Source organism: Acinetobacter sp. YH12251, assembly GCF_013417465.1.
Lineage (GTDB): Bacteria > Pseudomonadota > Gammaproteobacteria > Pseudomonadales > Moraxellaceae > Acinetobacter > Acinetobacter amyesii.
Window position 1 is genome coordinate 220,762 of the sequence record NZ_VPDZ01000003.1, and the last position, 20,898, is coordinate 241,659.

At 42.1% G+C, this 20,898-nt stretch carries 19 protein-coding genes and 1 riboswitch; of the genes, 9 read left to right on the forward strand and 10 right to left on the reverse strand.

All coding sequences use genetic code 11. From position 1 onward, the window contains the following. Positions 1-15: 15 nt before the first annotated feature. Both FTV27_RS04310 and FTV27_RS04315 read right to left on the reverse strand, forming a co-directional pair. Entirely contained in the window at positions 16-222 is a 207-nt protein-coding gene (locus tag FTV27_RS04310) for a DUF1656 domain-containing protein (protein ID WP_180077160.1), read from the reverse strand. After that, positions 215-2,314: an FUSC family protein gene (locus FTV27_RS04315; RefSeq protein ID WP_180077161.1), complete on the reverse strand. Its 2,100-nt coding sequence runs from the start codon at positions 2,312-2,314 to the stop codon at positions 215-217. Before FTV27_RS04315 ends, FTV27_RS04310 begins: the two co-directional genes overlap by 8 nt. A 464-nt stretch (positions 2,315-2,778) precedes the next feature. Between FTV27_RS04315 and FTV27_RS04320 the strand changes: the two genes are divergently transcribed. Further along, on the forward strand, positions 2,779-3,555 hold the full coding sequence (locus FTV27_RS04320; protein WP_180077162.1) for an IclR family transcriptional regulator: 777 nt from the start codon (positions 2,779-2,781) through the stop codon (positions 3,553-3,555). 230 nt (positions 3,556-3,785) lie between these two features. Here the strand turns inward: FTV27_RS04320 and FTV27_RS04325 are convergent, their stop codons facing one another. Beyond that, positions 3,786-4,412, reverse strand: coding sequence for an alpha-ketoglutarate-dependent dioxygenase AlkB (locus FTV27_RS04325; RefSeq protein ID WP_180077163.1), 627 nt, complete (start codon positions 4,410-4,412; stop codon positions 3,786-3,788). A 172-nt stretch (positions 4,413-4,584) separates the two neighbouring features. Here FTV27_RS04325 and FTV27_RS04330 point away from each other — a divergent pair, with 172 nt between their 5' ends. Further along, on the forward strand, positions 4,585-6,381 hold the full coding sequence (locus FTV27_RS04330; RefSeq protein WP_180077164.1) for an ABC transporter ATP-binding protein: 1,797 nt from the start codon (positions 4,585-4,587) through the stop codon (positions 6,379-6,381). A 58-nt stretch (positions 6,382-6,439) separates the two neighbouring features. Here FTV27_RS04330 and phoU read toward each other — a convergent pair whose 3' ends face one another. Together phoU and FTV27_RS04340 are read right to left on the reverse strand one after the other, a co-directional pair. Continuing rightward, positions 6,440-7,156 carry a phosphate signaling complex protein PhoU gene (gene phoU / locus FTV27_RS04335; protein WP_078189433.1) on the reverse strand — a complete coding sequence of 239 codons (717 nt, stop codon included), beginning with the start codon at positions 7,154-7,156 and terminating at the stop codon, positions 6,440-6,442. Between the two features lie 83 nt (positions 7,157-7,239). Further along, positions 7,240-8,595: a TolC family outer membrane protein gene (locus FTV27_RS04340; protein ID WP_078189434.1), complete on the reverse strand. Its 1,356-nt coding sequence runs from the start codon at positions 8,593-8,595 to the stop codon at positions 7,240-7,242. Positions 8,596-8,909: 314 nt separating this feature from the next. Between FTV27_RS04340 and FTV27_RS04345 the strand changes: the two genes are divergently transcribed. The 7 genes from FTV27_RS04345 (at position 8,910) to FTV27_RS04375 (ending at position 15,653) form a co-directional block, all read left to right on the forward strand. Next, positions 8,910-9,896 carry a hypothetical protein gene (locus tag FTV27_RS04345; RefSeq protein WP_180004716.1) on the forward strand — a complete coding sequence of 329 codons (987 nt, stop codon included), beginning with the start codon at positions 8,910-8,912 and terminating at the stop codon, positions 9,894-9,896. Positions 9,897-9,998: 102 nt separating this feature from the next. Next, a riboswitch (TPP riboswitch) is annotated at positions 9,999-10,125 on the forward strand. A gap of 116 nt (positions 10,126-10,241) precedes the next feature. Next, positions 10,242-12,137: a phosphomethylpyrimidine synthase ThiC gene (gene thiC, locus FTV27_RS04350; protein ID WP_180077165.1), complete on the forward strand. Its 1,896-nt coding sequence runs from the start codon at positions 10,242-10,244 to the stop codon at positions 12,135-12,137. A 76-nt stretch (positions 12,138-12,213) separates the two neighbouring features. Continuing rightward, on the forward strand, positions 12,214-12,834 hold the full coding sequence (locus FTV27_RS04355; protein ID WP_180077167.1) for an NUDIX domain-containing protein: 621 nt from the start codon (positions 12,214-12,216) through the stop codon (positions 12,832-12,834). A 10-nt stretch (positions 12,835-12,844) separates the two neighbouring features. Further along, the gene (gene cpdA / locus FTV27_RS04360) at positions 12,845-13,648 is read left to right on the forward strand and encodes a 3',5'-cyclic-AMP phosphodiesterase (protein ID WP_180077169.1); all 804 of its coding nucleotides are present in this window, start codon (positions 12,845-12,847) and stop codon (positions 13,646-13,648) included. Between the two features lie 209 nt (positions 13,649-13,857). Beyond that, positions 13,858-14,385 (forward strand): RNA polymerase-binding protein DksA, encoded by a 528-nt coding sequence (gene dksA / locus FTV27_RS04365; protein WP_078189438.1) that lies wholly within the window; start codon positions 13,858-13,860, stop codon positions 14,383-14,385. 4 nt (positions 14,386-14,389) lie between these two features. Then, complete coding sequence (gene gluQRS / locus FTV27_RS04370; protein ID WP_373687144.1) at positions 14,390-15,307, forward strand: tRNA glutamyl-Q(34) synthetase GluQRS; 918 nt, start codon at positions 14,390-14,392, stop codon at positions 15,305-15,307. Between the two features lie 85 nt (positions 15,308-15,392). Further along, a complete protein-coding gene (locus FTV27_RS04375; protein ID WP_180077173.1) occupies positions 15,393-15,653 on the forward strand; it encodes a zinc-ribbon domain-containing protein in 261 nt (86 codons plus the stop codon). On the opposite strand, the gene ftsW is transcribed toward FTV27_RS04375, so the two are convergent. The 5 genes from ftsW to FTV27_RS04400 all read right to left on the reverse strand — a co-directional run bounded on the left by ftsW (position 15,642) and on the right by FTV27_RS04400 (position 20,779). Continuing rightward, positions 15,642-16,838 (reverse strand): putative lipid II flippase FtsW, encoded by a 1,197-nt coding sequence (gene ftsW, locus FTV27_RS04380; RefSeq protein ID WP_111884862.1) that lies wholly within the window; start codon positions 16,836-16,838, stop codon positions 15,642-15,644. The two genes, FTV27_RS04375 and ftsW, sit on opposite strands and share 12 nt — an antisense overlap. A 21-nt stretch (positions 16,839-16,859) precedes the next feature. Then, complete coding sequence (gene murD / locus FTV27_RS04385) at positions 16,860-18,206, reverse strand: UDP-N-acetylmuramoyl-L-alanine--D-glutamate ligase (RefSeq protein ID WP_078192580.1); 1,347 nt, start codon at positions 18,204-18,206, stop codon at positions 16,860-16,862. 159 nt (positions 18,207-18,365) lie between these two features. Then, complete coding sequence (locus tag FTV27_RS04390) at positions 18,366-18,617, reverse strand: DUF6587 family protein (protein WP_168378221.1); 252 nt, start codon at positions 18,615-18,617, stop codon at positions 18,366-18,368. Between the two features lie 36 nt (positions 18,618-18,653). Then, a complete protein-coding gene (gene feoB / locus FTV27_RS04395) occupies positions 18,654-20,519 on the reverse strand; it encodes a ferrous iron transport protein B (protein ID WP_180077174.1) in 1,866 nt (621 codons plus the stop codon). Next, positions 20,516-20,779 (reverse strand): FeoA family protein, encoded by a 264-nt coding sequence (locus tag FTV27_RS04400; RefSeq protein ID WP_078189444.1) that lies wholly within the window; start codon positions 20,777-20,779, stop codon positions 20,516-20,518. The genes feoB and FTV27_RS04400 overlap by 4 nt, the downstream gene beginning before the upstream one ends. Positions 20,780-20,898: the final 119 nt, after the last annotated feature.

A 20,898-nucleotide genomic window follows, 5' to 3' on the forward strand; every position in this document is an offset into this window, starting at 1 on the left:
TCATTTTTTAGGGGCTTAGAACTGGCAGAAAATAAAGATTTCATGCACCAGCCAAAGCAACATCACAAATACACCCAAATAAAAAATATTGGGCATCGGCACCCAATCTTGCGCCATCCATCGGTCAAGCAAACACATGATGACCCGCAATAACAGATAGGCCAATACCGCTTGAATCAATAGAATGGGCACATAGACGCCATACACATTTAGCTCACCCATGTTGTGCCTCGATCTGTAAATGATTTAGAATCTGCTGTGTTAGGACATGACACAAACTGCTTTGAATATTGTTCAGTGAATACTGAATTCGATGCATAACATCGTCGTTTTCCACACCCTGAACGGCCTGATTCAATCGTTGAATTCGCTCTACAATTTGCTGTTTCAAGCTCATAGACACATTCTTTTGCCCTTGTTCCATGGCACGAAAATAGTCATCTAAATCTTGTTGTAACTCTTCGAGTTCGCTGAGCAGTGCATCATTCGGATCGAGTTTATTCATCAGTTCTTGCAAGCGGGTCAAATCAATCACCGCACTGGCTTCCACCAAAGCCCACTCGATCTGTTGTTTTAAATTCCCTGATTGCACCATTTTGCTGTTTAGGATGCCGATTCGGTCCAACATACTGCGTAAATGCACCCGAAACGGTAAGCCATACGGCAGATATAATGCCTGACGCAGTGCTTTGTAATGCTGTGAAAGTATGCGTTGGGCCGTCATATCTGGTGACATCGCACGCACTAAATGAATAATAAACACCGAAATAATGGGTCCCAAAACCGTCCCAATCGATGCATCGAAGAAAAACACCTGATCAAGGCTAAAGCGGTTTTGAAAATTCAGCCCCATGATGGTGCCCATCAAAAGCGGCAAGCTGATCCCGACCAAAGGCGGATGTAAAAATAGCATCAGACAGAACATCACAAACGGTGCTAACACCACGATCAACTGCCAAAAAGCGGTCACATGCGGGAAAATGCCATTGGCGTAGATGAACACCATGAAAGCCGCATACATATTGGCGCGAATAAACATTTTCAATGCAGGAACAGGGTTATCCATTGCAGTTAAAATACAAGCACTGATTGCAGCCATTTCGGCCATCATAAATCCAGCTTTCCAACCACTAACGATCCAAAAACCCGTAGAAATTAAAATAATCAAACATGCGGACACCCCGCCACGTATGGCAACACCTGCATCTCGATGCAAAGTCGGATAATGACTATTGCACAAGGCGGTCAGTGTGGCAGGTAAAGTGGAGTCGCCTTGCTGTACCCGCTGCCAAAGCAAGCGAATCGCACGAATATTCTGAATAAAATGCCGAATATCCATTTTTAGACTACCTAAAATCACCTGTTGTGATGGCAATGCCTGTGCCTGAATGTGTTGAAAATCTTGCTCAAACTGTTCAGGCAATTGATTGAGTTCACTTTCCTCAATCTGATGTTGATCTAATAAAAACGCGGCAATATGTTCATGGGCTTGCTTGAGTGCCGTCCGATAATTTGCATCCAGACCGTCTAATTGTTTCATCCGTTCAGACATGGCCACCAAGTTACTGACCAACAAACTCAACTGATGCAAGATTTCCTGCAATGGACGTGTCATGCCTTTTAAGGTAGATTTTTCATATGACAAATGCACCGCCATGACATGTATATCCGCGATATCTCGTGCAATATTGCCAAGATTTTTAGAATAATTTTCTAGTTCGGCAGGCTCTAATAAAATCTGATCAAATATTTCTTTGGTATCGGCAAAGGTTTTGCTCACGCGTGTTTCGACTGCAGGGCCAATATGCATTGGAAATAATGTTGTGGTCACGATGGCACTACATACCACACCCACCGTAATTTCGAGAAAACGCCCCAAGGCCATATCGAAGATCGAAGCGGTATCAATAAAATACACGACGTTAAAACAGATAATGACCGTGGTATAACCCGCCAACATGGAAACATAACTACGAGGCGTACGGTCTAGCAGTGACAAATACAGGCAAAACCCAACCCAAACCGCTAAAAACACCGTAAACAGTACAGGCATGTGAATGAGATGTGGCAGTGCCACCACCGACACGGCCGCCCCTAAGAACGTCCCTAATACACGATACAAACTTTTTGAAGACGTCATCCCTGAATATGGATTCGCGATCACGAAAACGGTGCCAATCGCCCAAATCGGATAAGCCAAATTCAGTACAAAGGCCACATACAATGCCAACATGCCCGCGATGAACGTTTTGGTCGCAAAAATCCAGTCCATTTTATTGGGCCGAAAAGCGAGTATTTGTTTCGTCAGCAGCATGATGGATCTCGGTGGTTTGCTTCTTTTTAGTGAAAACGACCTCGTATCGAATGCTTAAACATTCGACAGCACAACCTGTATCACGGCACAGGAATGACTAGAAATTTCAATAAGTAAAGAAGCGATTCAAATCGTATTTCAAACCATTTGAATACAAAAAGTAATGTGCAACATTGCCTGCGCATCGAAAGAATAGGCAATATTTATTCAATATAGGATATTTTCACAACAATTTTGCTAAAAAAACAAATTAAAGTCAATATTAATATCTTATTTTGATAATTGACCTATATTTTAAATGCGTATTTCAATTTTTTATTATGCTTTTATCAGAATAACCCAAGAAACCCTGTGATATTTCAGATTTGTTTCATTTCCAGTGTAGAAAATCGCAACATCAGGCCGAGCAATTTGTTATAAAGTAACTTAACGATTCATTTTTTATTGTGACCAAGCAGGTTCTTATGGCGCTTTCCAGTTTTGGTAAAATTCTCACCGTACTCGACTTATTTTCAGTTGCTCGTCCCATCATCAATGTCGACATTATTAGTGAAGAATTAGGCTTATCTAAACCAACGAGCTATCGCTATTTAAAAGAACTGGTTTCTGCTGAATTATTGCAGCGCCTCAGTGGGACTTCTGGCGACTACACACTGGGTTCAAAAATTGCTGTGCTTGATTTTATTTCTCGCACCACCGATCCATTGGTGCAAATTAGCATTCCCTTCATGAAAGAAATTGTGGAACGCACAGAGTCTTGTTGCTTATTGACGCATCTGAATATCGACTCATGTATTGATGTACATCATGAACTGTATAAGGACTATACTGCCTTGGCATATGGTCGAGGTAGCCCACGTCCAATGTACAAAGGCTCATCGTCTAAAGTGATTTTGTCGCAGTTACCTAAGCAACGGATTTTAGATTATTACCACCGTTTTGCGGACGAGTTATCACAAGTTGGTTTTGCGCATAATGAAGAAGAATTTATGCAGCAAATGAAAAAGATTAAAAAGCAGGGTTATTATTTTTCCAATGGTGAAGTTGACCCGAATATGTCGAGCCTATCGATTCCGATTAAATTTTCCAGTAAAGAACCCCCACTTGCTTTGACCCTATTGGCGTCTAAAAATCGTTTTGATTTTATGAATTTTCAGAAAGTTGTAGAAATGCTGCAAGACTGTACAGCGCGTATTGAGAAAAAATACAGCAGTATGATGGAAGAATCGGACGCCATTTAAGCCTGATCTGTTTGCGCATAACTGATGCAATATTGTAAAGATGCTATTTAATTAATCTGATAAATTTATATTATCAATTGAATTTATTAATTATAAATTTCAGAAAGATTATCATAATATGATTATTGTTCTTTAGCAGTCATCTCAACCATGTGTTCCATGATTTCAGTTGATTGTCGCTATACTCTTCCTCAGAGAAAGAAAAAAGCTCATCTAGATATGGGCTTTTTTTACGGCTGTTGATCATAGAAATAACGAAAGGTTAAATTCACCCTCGGCTCGGTCACTTTCATCGACTTCATTAGGGCATGTTTCCAATACCGTTGGGTTTTCCCACGCATCACAATCAACTGTCCACTTTGCAGTAAAAGCTGTACTTTCTCTTGAGTGCTTTTATGTTTAAAGCAAAACTTTCGGCTTGCGCCAAAACTCAAAGATGCGATCACCACCTGCTGTGTGGGTGAAAGCAAAGATGGCTCATCATCACTATGCCACCCCACCGCTTGCGTACCATTTTCGTATAAATTGGCCAAACAGGAATTAAACGTCTGACCCACCCGTTGCTCAATATGTTGCTTTAAGCGCAGTAAAGCTGGATTCCAGATCAATGCCTGCTTTTGCATGCCTGAATAGTGATACTCATAATGAGCATCTCCATACCAAACCACTTTTCGTTCCGTTTGAAAATATTGTCCATGCAAAATGACTTCATCATGCTGCCAAGCCAACTGCGTGAGGAAATAGCGTAAATATTTTTCACTGTCTTCAGCATTGAAGATCAGTCCATAATCTTCAACTTCACCATCATAGGGCAGCAGGTTTGCATGCGGTTCAGGCGCAAATAATTCAAAATTCATCGGTTCAACTCAACACTGTTTGGCACAGCAGCGTGATGCTGAGGTCGTGAGCACATTTAAAAAATATCTTAGCTGAAAAACGCTCGTCACAAATCAAAACATTGTCATTACTTGTCGCATAGAATTTTCAGTCTTAGACTAAAGCTCATATTCACAATAAAAATAATTGCTTATGAACCTGTGGCAGCTTTTCCAAAAATTACGTCCATTTGTACAGCCATACCGCTGGCTGGTGGTCGTGACGCTGATCTTGACCTTAATTGGCTCACTCACGGCACAGGTGAATGCCCTGACACTCAAATATGCTGTAGACAGCATCAATCAGCTTTTACAACAAGGCCTCGGTCTAGCCAATGGTTGGCATATATTAATCACCATCACCGTAGCCTTACTGGGAAAAGAAGTCATCAATGCCATCGTGCAATTTGGACAAAAATCGTTTGGTGAAAAATTACGTATTTTAATTTCTCAGGATTTGTCCCAAGGCATTATTGAAAAATTTATCACCTATCGATTGGCATTCTTCGATCAACAAGACAACCAAGCAGGTAAGCTCCAAACTCGAATTGATCGGGGTGTCAGCTCGCTCACACGACTAGTTCAAATCTTTTTTATTGATATTTTACCGCTTTTTACCAGTGCGATTATTGCACTGGGCTTAATGTATTATGCCAATGTTTGGGTTGGCGTGGTGGCCACAATTATCGTGCCGATTTATTTTTGGCTGACCTTTAAACAGTCACAAAAACTGGCAGGCAAACGCCGTGCCCTACGCGATAATTTTGAAAAGAAAAATCAGGGTATTCTGAGTATTATCAATTCGATAACGGTCATTAAATCTTTTAACAAAGAAGCCGTCGAATCGAAAAAGCAATTAAATCTGCAAAAGTCGCTGACTGAAAACCAGATGCAGACACGGCAAACCAGTTATATCTTTGACGGACTCAAAACCTTTATTGAACAGGTCGGTGTAGTGCTGATTATCATTCTGACGGCCTATTTTGTTTTGGATGGGCAAATGAGTATCGGGATGATTATGTATCACGTGTTGTTATTTAATAACGTCTCTGCCCCGATTCGCTCGCTGCATCGTATCTATGATGAAATTAACTCTGCGATGATTTATTCGGAAAGCTTCTTTAACATCTTAGAAGCGGATCATGAAATTGAAACCAGTGGCACTGCTCAACCTCCGATTCAAGGTCAGTTTGAATTAAGCAATGTCGACTTTAGCTATCCCAATGGCTTTCAGGCATTGCACCGCATCAACATGACCATCCAACCGAACAAAATCACCGCCTTGGTTGGTTTATCTGGCGCTGGTAAATCGACATTAATTAGCTTACTGGATAAGTTTTATCATCCTCAAGCGGGCAATATCAAACTCGATGGCATCGACCTAGAACAGATTGATACACAGTATTTACGTGAAAATATTGGTTTGGTATTGCAAAAAAATCATATTTTTCCAGGTTCAATTTTTGAAAATATTCGCTATGGCAAAAGTACAGCCACAGAGCAAGAAGTCTTCGATGCAGCACGGAAAGCCTCGATCCATGATCAGATTTTAAAACTACCACATGCCTATGAAGCAGATGCCTTACTGCTCTCAGGTGGACAACAACAGCGCATTGCCTTGGCACGTATGTTCCTAAAAAATCCGCCGATTATTTTCTTGGATGAACCGACTGCAAGTTTAGATGCGATCGCTGCTGAACAAATTAAAAATAGTCTGGATCAAATTAAGCAAGGGCGTACCGTTATCATGATTTCGCATAGTTTGTCGCAAATTATCGATGCTGATTACACCTATGTGATGAAAGACGGACAAATCGTAGAACACGGGGAGCATCATGATTTGTACCATCAAGAAGGTGCTTATAAGCAAATCTTCGATGCGATGGCGAAAAGTTTAAATATTGACAAAATTGCCCGGACTTTTGAGGAAGACGAAGAAACACATAGTTAATTTTAGACCGAAAAAAGCCCATCGTTTGATGGGCTTCGTTCATATTTGTTTTATTCAATTAACGCTGAACTTTTTGCTCAATTTCTTCAACACTGGTGTGACGGACATCTAGACCTTTCACCATATAAATCACTTGTTCAGAGATATTTCGAGCATGGTCACCAATACGTTCAAGTGAACGCAGCACCCAAAGCACATTCATCACCCGAGTAATGTGGCGTGGATCTTCTATCATATACGTCATGAGGGTACGGGTTGCCGATTGGTACTCACGGTCAATATCGGCATCGGCCAAAAGGACACGTAAAGCCTGATCTACATCCAAACGTGCAAAGGCATCGAGCGCATCATGAATCATCACGCGGACTTGGTTGCCAATATGACGTGTTTCCATATAACCACGCGGTGAACCACCCTCTTCACACAAGCTTTGTGCAATACGGGCAATTTTTGCCGCTTCATCACCAATCCGTTCTAAATCGGTGTTGGCTTTCGACATCGCAATCACCATGCGTAGATCAATCGCAGCAGGATGACGGCGCGCCAAAATCAGGGTAAGCGCTTCATCAATTTCAGTTTCCATACGGTTCACCGTATTGTCTTGAAATTGAACATCGATCGCCATCGTTGCATCCGTATCCAATAAGGCATGAATGGCATTTGCAACCTGCTGCTCCACCAAACCACCCATGGTCATAAATTTGGTATGCACATCCTGCAACTCTTCATTGAATTGCGAAGAAATGTGATGGTTTAAAACAGGATTATTAGGCAAAGCGAGTCTCCACTACAACGTGAATCGGCAGATTTTAGTGCCATATTAAAGCATATTGATTGTGAAACTTTTATGACCATGGATTATTTCTTTAGTAGGATCGATGGCTGATTTTTCTGATCGACCAACCACGCATTCATTTCCACTAAATCAGCTTCCGTTAATTTCCCAACGGAGGCTTTAAGTTGCAGTACATGTATTAAATAATCGTACTTGGAATTTAAATAATCTTGACGGGCTGAGAAGGCATTACGCTGTGCCAGTAGCACATCAACCATGGTTTTCAGGCCTTCTTGGTACTGGGCTTGTGAGGCCAAAGACACTTGCGCGGAAGAATCCATCGCGGCTTTACGTGCCTGTAATTTACTTTGATCCGTTTCGACTTGCATATATGATTTTTTTACATCGGTTTGTGCTTTTCGAATTGCTGCATCCACCTGTGCTTGGCTTTTTTCAACATTGATCGCCGCTTGCTTAATGGATTTCTGTGTCCGTCCACCATTAAACACATTCCAGTTCATTTCAATCCCCACCTGATCAAATTGACCATCTTGCGACATGATGGATTGTGGACTTTGCTTGTTATACCCATAGGTACCTACCGCTTCAATCTGAGGATATAAGGCGGCTTTTTCGACACGTTTACCATCTTCCGCATATCGTTGTTGCATACGCGCTTGTAAAATACCTAGATTCTGCCCCTGAGCCAGTTCTTCCCACGCTTGTACATTGTTTGGAATCGGTTTTTCAAACTGAAAATCTTCACGTAACACCGCCAAATTTTCTCGATATGGCCCAATCAACTGTTGTAATTGTTCTTGTGCCAAAACCAATTGAACATTGGTCGCCATGCGGTTTGCTCGCGCATTTTGATATTGAGCATTGGCTTCACTGACATCACTTTTTGCCACCAAGCCCTCTTTTAATTTGCCATTCATCATACGCAGCTGTTCAGATAACGCCTGTTCTTCTTGTAAGTTGGCAACCGTCAATGCTTGCTGACGTAGGACATTAAAATAAGCTTCAGAGACATTTAAAATATGATCTTGTTTTTGAATCCGCAGATTAATTTCACTTAAGTTAATCGAGGTCTTGACTTGCTTCAGCCCTTCCCATGCATCCCAACGAAAAATGGGCTGACGAGCAGTAAGCGCAATTTGTCTTGTTGTGGTACTGTCCGGCATGATCAGCCCTGCTTGAGCACCGCTTTGGTTGGAATTTTGATTTTTTCGGGTCACATTTCCGGAGATTGTTACCGTTGGAAGTAAGTTCCCATTGGCAATCCCCAAATTCAATTTATCCGCTTCATATTGTAGTTTATTGGCTTGCCAATTGGGGTCTTCTTGTTTTGCACGTTCATAAGCTTGCACAAGATCTAGCGCACACGCCCATTGACTCGTGAAAAGCAAACAAAGACCCACCACAACTTTTTTGTTCATTTTTTTTGTAAATTCCTAATATTCAAATACCCGAGATTGAATATTCAAGCCTAAAACTAAGCAGATACTAATCATATCCTTGCAAATTTCCGTATGATTTTTATTAATTTTTTATATCAAATGCGACAAAACCGGATAATTTCAGTCGTTTTCAGACACTACTCACAACGCTATAACAAAGAACTGTACAATAGTACACATATTGCACGTGTTTCATCTATAAAATAGTCAACATTCCATCGGACAATACCACTTCTATAGCGCATCGAGTTCCTGTGTCAAAATTTTTTCAGCTGCCTGCAAAGTTTAGTGCAATGTTTTTATGTTTCAGTATGTTGAATGGATGCCAACAACAGCCTGAACCTCAACCTGCACCAGAGTTTCCCAACAATAAGACTGTTCAAAAAGAAGCAGTCGATTTGTCTTTGCTGTGCAAAAAACTTGAAAAAAATATGCTGGAAATAGACGATCAACGAACAACTTTCGCTTTAGAACAAATCAACCAAGATCTCAAAGTCTGCTTACCGCTATTAAAAGCGGACGAACAAAAAAAATTACTGCGTTTGTCCAATCAAATGTATCGCAACTTTTTACATGTTGAACGTACAGCTCAACAGCAAATGGCGTTCGAACAATTTGCCTTTGATATGGCTCAGCATCCCACCATTCAACAAAATCATTATGAGCAGCTCACTGCCCGAGATCAGTATTTACTGAAACATAAAGGCCAAGCTTATGTGGAGTTGTTCGATGCAGGTGAAGGACAATTACGCTATCGCCGCAGTCCTGAATATTTAGCCAAAATTTTTGCGCCTTATATGGAAGAATCTGAGCAGGTCTTCATTGAAAAACTGGCTGAACAAAATGCACAACCTGCCTTGCTGCAACAAAGTTTAGCCATTGAGCCACAAGAGATTGCGACACGTGCAATTTTTTGGGAAGACTATCTCAAACAATATCCAGATAGCCCCTACAAAAAAGATGCACAACAATTACTATATCAATATAGCCAGTTGTTATTTATTGGTTCGGCACATAGTCCAGTTTCCAATGACTTTTCAGACCGCCTCAGTATTCAAGCCAGTTCTTTAGAAGAAATTGAACGCTTGGCTCAATTAAAAAACTCCAAATTGGCAGATCAGGCGCGTTTATTTTTAAAATTATTAGATCAAAATACTGCTGCATCTAATCAGCGATCAGAAGCGCAGCTGTTGAATTTAATTGGTGTCCGCAATCCTGATCCGCATTATAAGAAAGACTGTTTTAGTGACGCCATCTGTGTAAATCAGTCCTCTACTTAGCCAATGCAAGTTCAATTGCACACAGGCCTAGCCAAAATTCTGCACTTGAAAATCGATGAAAAATAACACTGTTTAAAAACAGCCTTCATGCTAATATCCGCACAAAGCTTGACGGAGCGCAGGTAATTTCCTGCTGAGATCATCTAAATTTAGTTCGCTAAATTTAAGGATGAGTACCGTTGAACCTGATCAGGTTAATACCTGCGTAGGAATCAAGCCAGCTAAAAACTTAAGCCCTTCTTATCTCTTGGTTTTACGCCTTTATTTTCAGGTGAATCCATCAGATAAACTGCCACGTTTTTGGTCGTGCTTGATTCGTTGATGTCATTCATAAGGATCATTGCAATGAACCAATTAACGAATCTCACCGCTTCAGATCGCGCTGCTCAACATGAACAAGATGCTAAAGATCTCACTCGTATTCTCCCTGCGTCAAAGAAAGTCTATATCCAAGGCTCACGTCCTGATATTCGCGTACCAATGCGTGAGATCAGCCTTACAGATACGCCTACAGGTCTGGGTGGAGAAAAAAATCTACCCATTATGGTCTATGACACCTCTGGTGCTTATACCGACCCCAATATTCAAATTGACCTGAATCAAGGTCTACCTAATGTCCGTGAATCTTGGATTGAGTCTCGAAATGATACGGAAATACTCGATACCTTAACTTCAAAATTTGGACAAGAGCGTCTTCGAGATATTCGTACTGCAGAGATTCGTTTTGCGCATATTTCAAAACCCCGTCGCGCTCGTCGTGGACACAATGTCTCTCAAATGCATTATGCCAAACAAGGCATCATCACCCCTGAAATGGAATACATTGCGATTCGTGAAAATCAGCGCCAGCGTGAAGGTGTTGATATGCGCCAACATGCCAGTCAAAATTTTGGCGCACGCAATTTAACTGAAATCACCCCAGAATTTGTACGTCAAGAAGTGGCTGAAGGTCGTGCCATTATCCCTGCCAACATTAACCACCCTGAATGTGAACCGATGATTATTGGTCGTAACTTCTTGGTGAAAATCAATGCCAACATTGGTAACTCAGCACTTGGTTCAAGCATTGATGAAGAAGTGGCAAAAATGACTTGGGCAACTCGTTGGGGCGCTGACACCATCATGGATTTATCGACAGGTAAAAATATCCATGAAACCCGCGAATGGATTATTCGCAACTCCCCTGTACCGATTGGCACCGTGCCAATTTACCAAGCTTTAGAAAAAGTTGATGGTGTCGCAGAGGACTTAACCTGGGAAATTTTCAAAGACACACTGATTGAACAAGCCGAGCAAGGTGTCGATTACTTTACGATTCACGCAGGCGTGCTGCTTCGTTATGTTCCACTCACCGCCAACCGTTTAACTGGTATTGTGTCACGTGGCGGATCCATCATGGCGCAGTGGTGCTTAGCGCATCATGAAGAAAACTTCCTGTATACGCATTTTGATGAAATCTGCGAAATCATGAAAGCCTATGATGTGTCATTCAGTTTAGGTGATGGTTTACGTCCGGGATGTATTCAAGATGCCAACGATGAAGCCCAATTTAGTGAATTACGCACCTTAGGTGAATTGACTCACCGTGCATGGGAACATGATGTACAAGTCATGATTGAAGGCCCGGGCCATGTCCCAATGCATATGATCAAAGAAAATATGGATCTACAGCTCGAGGTATGCAAAGAAGCGCCTTTCTATACCCTTGGACCACTCACCACCGATATTGCCCCGGGCTATGACCACATTACCTCTGCGATAGGTGCAGCAATGATTGGTTGGTACGGCACCGCGATGCTGTGTTATGTGACCCCGAAAGAGCACCTTGGTCTACCAGATAAAAAAGACGTCAAAGATGGCATTATCACCTACAAAATTGCAGCCCATGCCGCAGACCTTGCCAAAGGTCATCCCGGTGCGCAGGCTCGTGATAATGCATTATCCAAAGCACGCTTTGAATTCCGCTGGGAAGACCAATTTAATCTGAGCTTAGACCCTGATACAGCACGTAGCATGCATGATGAAACTATGCCGAAAGAAGCACATAAATCAGCCCATTTTTGTTCGATGTGTGGACCTAAATTTTGCTCGATGAAAATCACACAAAATGTGAGAGATTATGCAAAAAATCAGCAAGATATGCAGCTTTCTTCAGAATCTAATCCTGAAATTGAGACAGGTTTACAAAGCATGAAAGCGGCCTATCATGAACATGGTCAAAAGTTGTACCATAAAGTGTAAAGCTTAAAAAAAATCTTTTGTATTCAACAAAATCTCGGTTAGGATGAAATGGAAGATTTCATCCTAATTAGCGCTTATGAATATTATTAAACAGGCCACATATAACAAAAAAGATTACTGCATTGAAGGGCGTGAACATCTTTATAAAGGCTTTATTCAAGTTGAAAAAGTTCAGCTTCGACACCGCTTATTCCATCAAGACAGCATGATTCCAACCATTCAGCGTGAATTGATTCATCGTCCTGAAGCAGCAGGTGTGCTGATCTATAGTCATCAACAACAAAAATTTGCCTTAATTGAACAATTCCGCATTGGGGCGATTGATGATGAAACTTCGCCATGGCAACTAGAGATTATTGCCGGCGTGCTCGATGGTGATGAATCTGCTGAAAGCTGCATCCGCCGTGAAAGTTTGGAAGAATCAGGCTGTGAATTAGATGCACTACAGCATTTATTTAGTTTTTATCCCTCTGCGGGTGCCTGCGCGGAATTATTCCACCTTTATAGTGCTGAAGCTGAACTTCCTGAACATGGCGGAGTCTTTGGCATGCCTGATGAAGGAGAAAATATTCAATTGCATATCTTAAACTATGCTGATATTCCTGAATTATTAACCAATGGTCGGCTAAAAAACGCACCTGTCATTATGGCCTTGCAATGGTTACAACAACAAATACATACTACAAGGAATGTCTAAGGGGAAGGACATGACTTTAAGGGATACACCACAATACGACTGGACACTGATCCAGATCTCGGACACACATTTAATGGATCAGGAAGATCTTGAATTTGTCCGCATGAATCCAGAGCAAAGTTTTCACGATGTGATTCAACAAATTCAGTTGAACCATCATCACATCGATACGCTTGTCCATACTGGCGATCTTGCACAAGTGCCGGTAGAGCGTACTTATGCGCGTTATCTCGAATATATGCAACAGCAGCCGTTTCCGTTTTATCAGATTCCGGGGAACCATGACGAAGCGTCTTGCTTCCCATTTCATCAACAGGAAGATCGTGCTCACTGCATCGCATTAGGCAATTGGTGTCTGATTTTACTGAACAGTGCGGTTAAAGGAAAAGTGGATGGTTGGGTATCACAACAGCAGTTGGAACAATTAGATCAGTTACTCACAGCACACCCACAGCAACACATCATTGTGGCATGCCACCACCACCCTTTTGCCATGCAATCGCATTGGATAGATCAGCATAAACTAAAGAACGCTGAACATCTGATGGATGTGCTTTCACGCCATGACAATGTCAAAATTGTACTGTGCGGACACGTACATCAAGACTCGTCTAATCAATGGCGCAATATTCAGTTTTTATCGACGCCTTCGACCAGTGTTCAGTTCAAACCGCATAGTGAAAATTTTGCCTTAGATGAAGCTTTACCAGGGTATCGTGCACTCTATCTGAATGATAATGGTGAATTTAAAACTGAAGTTGTTCGGGTCAAATTAAAACAACCTCAAATTAATGTTGAAATTTCAGGTTATTAACTTTTCAATTTGATTTTTTTGCTTTACTTTATGGCTTCTAAAGGAAAAGTGATAGTTAGAATCCAAACATCAAAGACTATCAATAAGCAGAAAAAGTCTATATGATGACGACCCCCACAGAAGGAAACTCTGTGTTGGGTGGATAAAAAACTTGCATATCACCATATTTTTTGCGTATAGATATATGCATATGATGAGGAATGCCCTACATGGCGAATGACAACCAAAATCAAGTCTTAGACGAACAAACTGATGTAGTAGACGAAAAGTCTACCAAACGCGTGCGCAAATCAAAGCCAAAGGCGACTGAAGGTGGTTCTACTGCAAGCTTATTTGGTATTGAACCTTATCAGCCTAAAAAGAATGAAGAATACATGTCTGAAGGGCAACTTGAGCATTTCCGCCACATCTTATTGGCGTGGAAAGCTGAGTTAATGTCAGAAGTAGACCGTACTTTGAATACCATGCAAGACGAAAATACTGCGCTTCCAGATGTGAACGACCGTGCAACGCAAGAAGAAGAATTTGCGATTGAACTTCGTACACGTGACCGTGAACGTAAACTGATCCGTAAAATTGAACAATCAATTGAAGCGATTAAAAATGATGACTACGGCTTCTGTGAAACGTGTGGTATCGAAATTGGCTTACGTCGCCTAGAAGCACGTCCAACAGCAACTTTATGTATCGACTGCAAAACACTTGCAGAGATCAAAGAGAAGCAAAATAACGGTTAATTCTGTGTTGAGTAATTCCTCTCTAGCCCTCCCTTTAAAAAAGGGGGGAAAAGTTACAGAGCATTACGTGGGTCGGTTTGCGCCATCGCCAACCGGCCCTTTGCATTTTGGCTCTTTAATTACAGCAGTCGCAAGCTACTGCGATGCCCGTGCCCATCAGGGGCAATGGATCGTTCGTATCGAAGATACCGACATTCCACGTATATTTCCCGGCAGCGAAGAACATATCTTACGTTGTATTGATGCATTTCAATTCGAACCAGATACCGAGATCATTTTCCAAAAAGACCGCCTCGAAATCTATGAGCAAGTCATTGCGCATTTGCATGCCCAAGACTTGGTCTATGCTTGTCAATGCACCCGAAAAATGCTCGGTTCGAATCATATCTATCAAGGTACATGTCGTAATCTTGGCCTTCCTCTTCAGGATCAGGCTATTCGAATCAAAGTCGATGCACAGAACATTTGTTTTACCGACCGCTTACAAGGGATGCATTGCTCCAATCTGCAGCAAGATTTAGGTGACTTTGTCTTAAAACGCCGTGATGGCATTATCAATTATCAACTTGCTGTCGTGGTGGATGACTACCTACAAGGGATGACCCATGTTGTACGTGGGGCTGATCTTTTGGACAATACCGAACGTCAAATTTGGCTCGGACAGGTTTTGGGTTATCCACGCCTTGAATACATGCACTTGCCATTGGCAATGAATGATCAGGGACAAAAACTGTCAAAACAGAATATGGCTCAAGCTCTTGATTTAAGCCAAGCGGCACCGTTATTACAACAAGCATTGCAGGCCCTACATCAACCGCCAGTCGACTTAGACACGCCACGTAATATGCTACTACAGGCGATTGCGCAGTGGGATATTCAACATATTCCCCATGGCACAGCATTGCCTCAAATCTATCAATAAACCCAAATGTTGATCTGAGTCAATCACTCGATATTCAATTGAATTATGCTTTAATAAAGTGATCAATCGACCATTGGAGAGCCTAATGTTTTTTATTTTTGGAGTTGGTCCGAAAACCAAAGTCATTGAAAAGAGCCAATTTACTTGCCCTGTCTGCCGCAGCAGAACTCAGTATGAGTTAAAACAGCAACGTAATTATTTTTCTTTATTTTTTATTCCATTAATTCCGCTTTCTAAAGCCAAGGCGAACTTGGTCAAATGTCTCCATTGTGGAACGGAGATGCCGGCCAGTGTACTCCACCACGCATCTCCCGATCCGCAACGAGATACGAATTTAGAAGCTTGACTCTTCTTTACTTGGGTTTACTTCTTTGGTCGTCGCATCGATTTTTAAGATCAGACTCACCATAACCGCACAGATAATCAGAGAAGACCCCCCATAACTAATAAACGGTAAGGTCAAACCCTTGGTTGGAAGCATGCCCATGTTCATGCCTGCATTCACCAAAATTTGCAGCAAGAAGATAATACTGATGCCATAAGCCAAGTAGCCTGCACGTAAGTATTGATGACGTAAAGCACGATGACCAATGCGAATACAGCAGACCAACATCACAAATGACAGTGTCAATACCGTCAAAATCCCAAAGAAGCCAAACTCTTCACCCAATACCGCCAACATGAAGTCGGTATGTGCCTCAGGTAGATAAGACATTTTTTGAATACTATGACCTAAGCCGACACCAAACCATTCACCGCGACCAAAAGCCATTAATGCATTCGACAATTGGTAGCCTGCACCTAGTGGATCATTCCATGGATTTGAGAACGACATCAAACGTTCTAAACGGTAAGGTTCAAATAAAATCAAGAACACAAAGGCCATGATGATCGCACCAAAGGCAATTGCGAACTGAATCAACGGTGCTCCTGCGAGGAAGAATACCCCTAGCATGGTTAAGGCAATCACCACCGTCGCCCCTAAATCGGGCTCTGCCATGACTAAACCGACAGTTGCAGCCATAATCACTGCCAATCGTACCAAGCCCTTAATGTTATTGCGGACTTCTTCAGCACGTCGTACCACATAGTCCGCGGTAAATATCGCCATCATGACTTTGGCTACTTCCGAAGCCTGTAAGGTGAAACCAGCAATACGAATCCAACGTTTAGAACCATTGACCTCTGTCCCGACAGCCAATACAGCAGCCAGTAAGATAATCGTGATAATCCATAAAAAGAAAGTGTTATTAAACCAAACATTTAACGGCACTTTATAGGCGATATAGGCGGCGGCGGCGGCGGCGGCAATCGAAATCCCATGTCGTGAAATGTAATGGAAGGCATTTTCATGCATGCGTTCTGCATAGGGCATAGATGCAGATGCCACCATGATCGAACCAATACACAACAATGCCAAAACACAGAACACCAAAACATTGCGCACGTTGACCTCGGCAGGTAACCGAGGAAGCCAACGCTCTACAACTTCATTTATTCTATTTATGGTCGTCTGAGCCAACCCAGCCATACAACTTTCCTTATCGTTCTTTTAAACGAGTGCATTCACACAATCAACAAATTGGTGTCCACGCTCACTGTAGCCTTTAAACATATCAAAACTTGCGCACGCTGGAGACAATAACACCACATCATTGGCTACCGCATTTTGTTGGCACAGCTCAACCGCTTGTTTCAAACTTTCAGCATGAATCAGCGTGGTTGTCCCTTCAATCGCTTTTTCAATAATTGGACGATCTTCACCAATCAACACCGCAACTTTGGCATATTTTGAAAGTGAATCACGCAGCGCAGTAAAGTCCTGCCCTTTGCCTTGACCACCTAAAATAATCGCCACTTTACCGCCTTTGGCTTCGATCGCGGCACCTAGACCATCAATCGCAGCTAAAGTCGCACCAATATTGGTGCCTTTAGAATCGTTATAATAACGAACACCATGCACTTCTTTGACAAATTCACAGCGGTGCTCTAAACCTTTAAAGGTTTTCAAAGTTTCCAACATGCCTTCGAGTGGCAAACCAATCGCCTCACCCAAAGCCAAACATGCCAAGGCATTTGCCACATTATGGGTCCCTTGGATATACATGTCTGCACTTTTCAGTAAACGCTCACGACCACGTGCCAACCAAATTGTGCCATCAGTATCGCGTAAAATACCGAACTGATTCATATCTGGTGCATTTAAGCCAAAGCTTTGCATTGGAGTAACATCTGGAACCAATGGACGTGTTAATGAGTCATCACGGTTATACACCACTTTTTTCACCGCTTGGAAAATACGATGCTTCGCAGTGTGATAGCCCATCATATCGCCATGTCGGTCCAAATGGTCTTCACTCATGTTCAACACCACAGCCACTTCTGCGGCCAAGTTCGACGTGGTTTCTAATTGGAAACTTGAAAGCTCTAAAACATAAAGCTCTGGATCATCTTTGGTGAGATCCAAAGCTGGACGACCCAAGTTGCCACCCACTGCCACTTTTTTGCCTGCATCTGCTGCCATAAGACCAAATAAAGTCGTTACGGTACTTTTCGCATTCGAACCTGTAATCGCGACAATCGGCTTATCTGTCGCACGACGTAAAATTTGAATTTCTGAAACCACAGGAATGTTGGCTGCAATGGCCGCCTGAATTTGCGGTAATTTTGGATCTAGCCCCGGGCTGATAATAATTTCTTCTGCTTGGAGTAATAAATCTTGGTCCAACTGACCGAAACTGGTTTGTACATCACTTGGAATTTGATCATGACCCGGTGGGACTGCTCGTGAATCGGTGACTGCAACGCGGTAGCCATGGCTATGTAAGAAATTCACTGCGGAAACACCAGAAATCCCTAATCCGGCAACAACCTTCAATCCACCACGCTGTATTAACATTTTCGCCCCATTTTTTGGTCGGTTTTTAAATCTGACAAAATGTTAGCACTTTGCTGTTTTGAATGCTTTTTATGTTTTCACTTTCTCGCAGTTTTTTTGTGTCCGCTCGTAAAAAAACCGCCCATCTCGGGCGGTTTCTTCAAGCAACGGGCGGCGAGCTTATTTCCATTTCACCGCTTGTACTTCAGCTTTTTTTGCAGATGGATTATCCGAAGCTGAACATCCACAACCGCCTGCACAGCCTGCTGCCATTTTTGGCTTTAACCATTTGGCTAGACTGTTCCAACCACGGTTTGCACAATGCTCAGATAAAGTTGTGAAGACTGAGTTCGATGTTTTCGGAAATACCTTCTTAAACACCACGACAGCACTCCAAATCACCAATACCGCAATAATTATTGATTCAAGCATGTCTCTCTCCTTTGTTCAGCTTTTGCCATTCACAATTCACGATCCAAAATAGCGTGTTGCAATTTGATACGTGATGAATGCCATTAAATAAGCCAAGCCAAATAAATAGATGGTCATGAAACTCACCGTTTTCAAGGAACCAGTTTCACGTTTAACAGTTGCCAGTGTCGCCAAGCAATGTGGCGCATAAATAAACCACACCAATAATGATAAACCGGTTGCCAATGACCAACCCAATGACCCATCACTACTAATTAAATTTGCCAGACCTTGAGACATGGCATCGTCATCTGTTGCAGACAAGGCATATACCGTGCCCAATGCCGCCACAACGACTTCACGTGCCGCCATCGCTGGAATTAAGGCAATACAGATCTGCCAGTTAAACCCTAATGGTGCAAAAATCGGTTGTAATACATGCCCAAGCATACCTGCCAATGAATAATCAATATCCGGCAAGGTTGCGCCTTCTGGCGGTTGCGGGAAAGTACACAAGAACCATAACAAAATCGATAAAGCGAAAATGATGCCACCGACACGTTTCAAGAAAATCTTGGCACGGTCCAGTAAACCAATCCAAACACTCTTAATATCTGGGAAACGGTAGCTTGGAAGTTCCATCAATAAGGCATGCTGTGATTTATCTTTTTGGAAGAATTTCAGGACTGTTGCCACAATTAAGGCACTCACAATCCCTGCTGCATATAATGCAAATAGTACCAAGCCTTGTAAGTTAAAGACGCCCCAGACTATTTGCTCTGGAATAAATGCCGAGATCAACAAAGCATAAACCGGTAAACGTGCCGAACACGTCATCAACGGCGCAACTAAAATCGTGACCAGACGATCTCGAGGATCTTGAATACTCCGAGTTGCCATAATGCCCGGTACAGCACAGGCAAAGCTCGATAACAGAGGAATAAAAGCACGACCACTCAGACCCGCTTTAAACATCAGCTTATCTAGTAAGAACGCTGCACGTGGTAAATAACCTGATTCTTCTAAAACCAAAATAAAGAAGAATAAAATTAAAATCTGCGGCAAGAACACCACCACACCACCTGCACCCGCAATGATCCCATCAACCACCAAGCTGTTCAGTAGTGGATGTGAAATGTGTTCACCAACCAATTCACCGAACCAACCGAAGAAGGTTTCAATACCATCCATAAACGGCGCAGCCCATGCAAACACCGCTTGGAAAATAATAAACATCATCACCGCTAAGGTAATTAAACCAAAGACTGGATGTAGAAAAATTTTATCGAGGAAGTCTGAGCGTTTATCTTCATGATCAACAAACACCACCACGTCTTTTAAAATTTGTTCAATTTTTTCGTGGTTAGTCCCAGAAAGATTGGTATCACTTAATGACGCATCAGGTTTTCTGAAACCTTCAGCATCTAACGCGCCCATTAAGTTTTCAATACCCGCATTACGCACAGCAACGGTTTCTACAACAGGCACACCCAAACGCTGAGACAGCTTTTGGGTATTAATTTGCATGCCACGACGGCGTGCTTCATCCATCATGTTGAGGACAAGTAAAATTGGACGACCCAAATCGATCATTTCCATGACCAAACCGAGGTGCAATTTTAAGTTTGTCGCATCAACTACACATAAAAAGACGTCTTGATGGCCTTCTTCTGCAATTTTACCTTGCACGACATCACGCGTAATGGCTTCATCAGGACTCGTCGCTTCTAAGCTATACGTCCCCGGCAAATCCAAAACTCGAACAGATTTACCCGATGGCAAAGTAAATTGACCAACTTTACGCTCAACCGTTACCCCAGCATAGTTCGCAACTTTCTGACGTGTACCCGTTAAATGATTGAATAATGAAGTTTTACCACAGTTTGGATTACCAACGAGGGCAATACGTAACGCATCACTCATGCTGATGCCCCTTCCATTGCTATTTCCACTTTTTCAGCTTCTACTTTTCGCAGTGCGAAACGAGTAAACCCAACTTGAATTAAAATCGGGTCACCACCAAAAATACCTTTGGTAATCACCTGTACTTTTGTTCCGGGAACAAAACCCAAAGTCTCTAAACGGCTAGCGACTAAATCAGCCGGAGCATTGTTGCCATTCTGGTTACGATGTACCTTATGAATGACTGCGCTTTGTTTCACTTTCAAATCAGATAATCGCACGCAACTAACCCTAAAAAATTTTGAACATTATACAAACAAATGAGAATAATTAACAAATCGGATTCGATTTCAATTCTCATTTAACAATCTAGCATCGACACGACTATTTTTTTAAATTA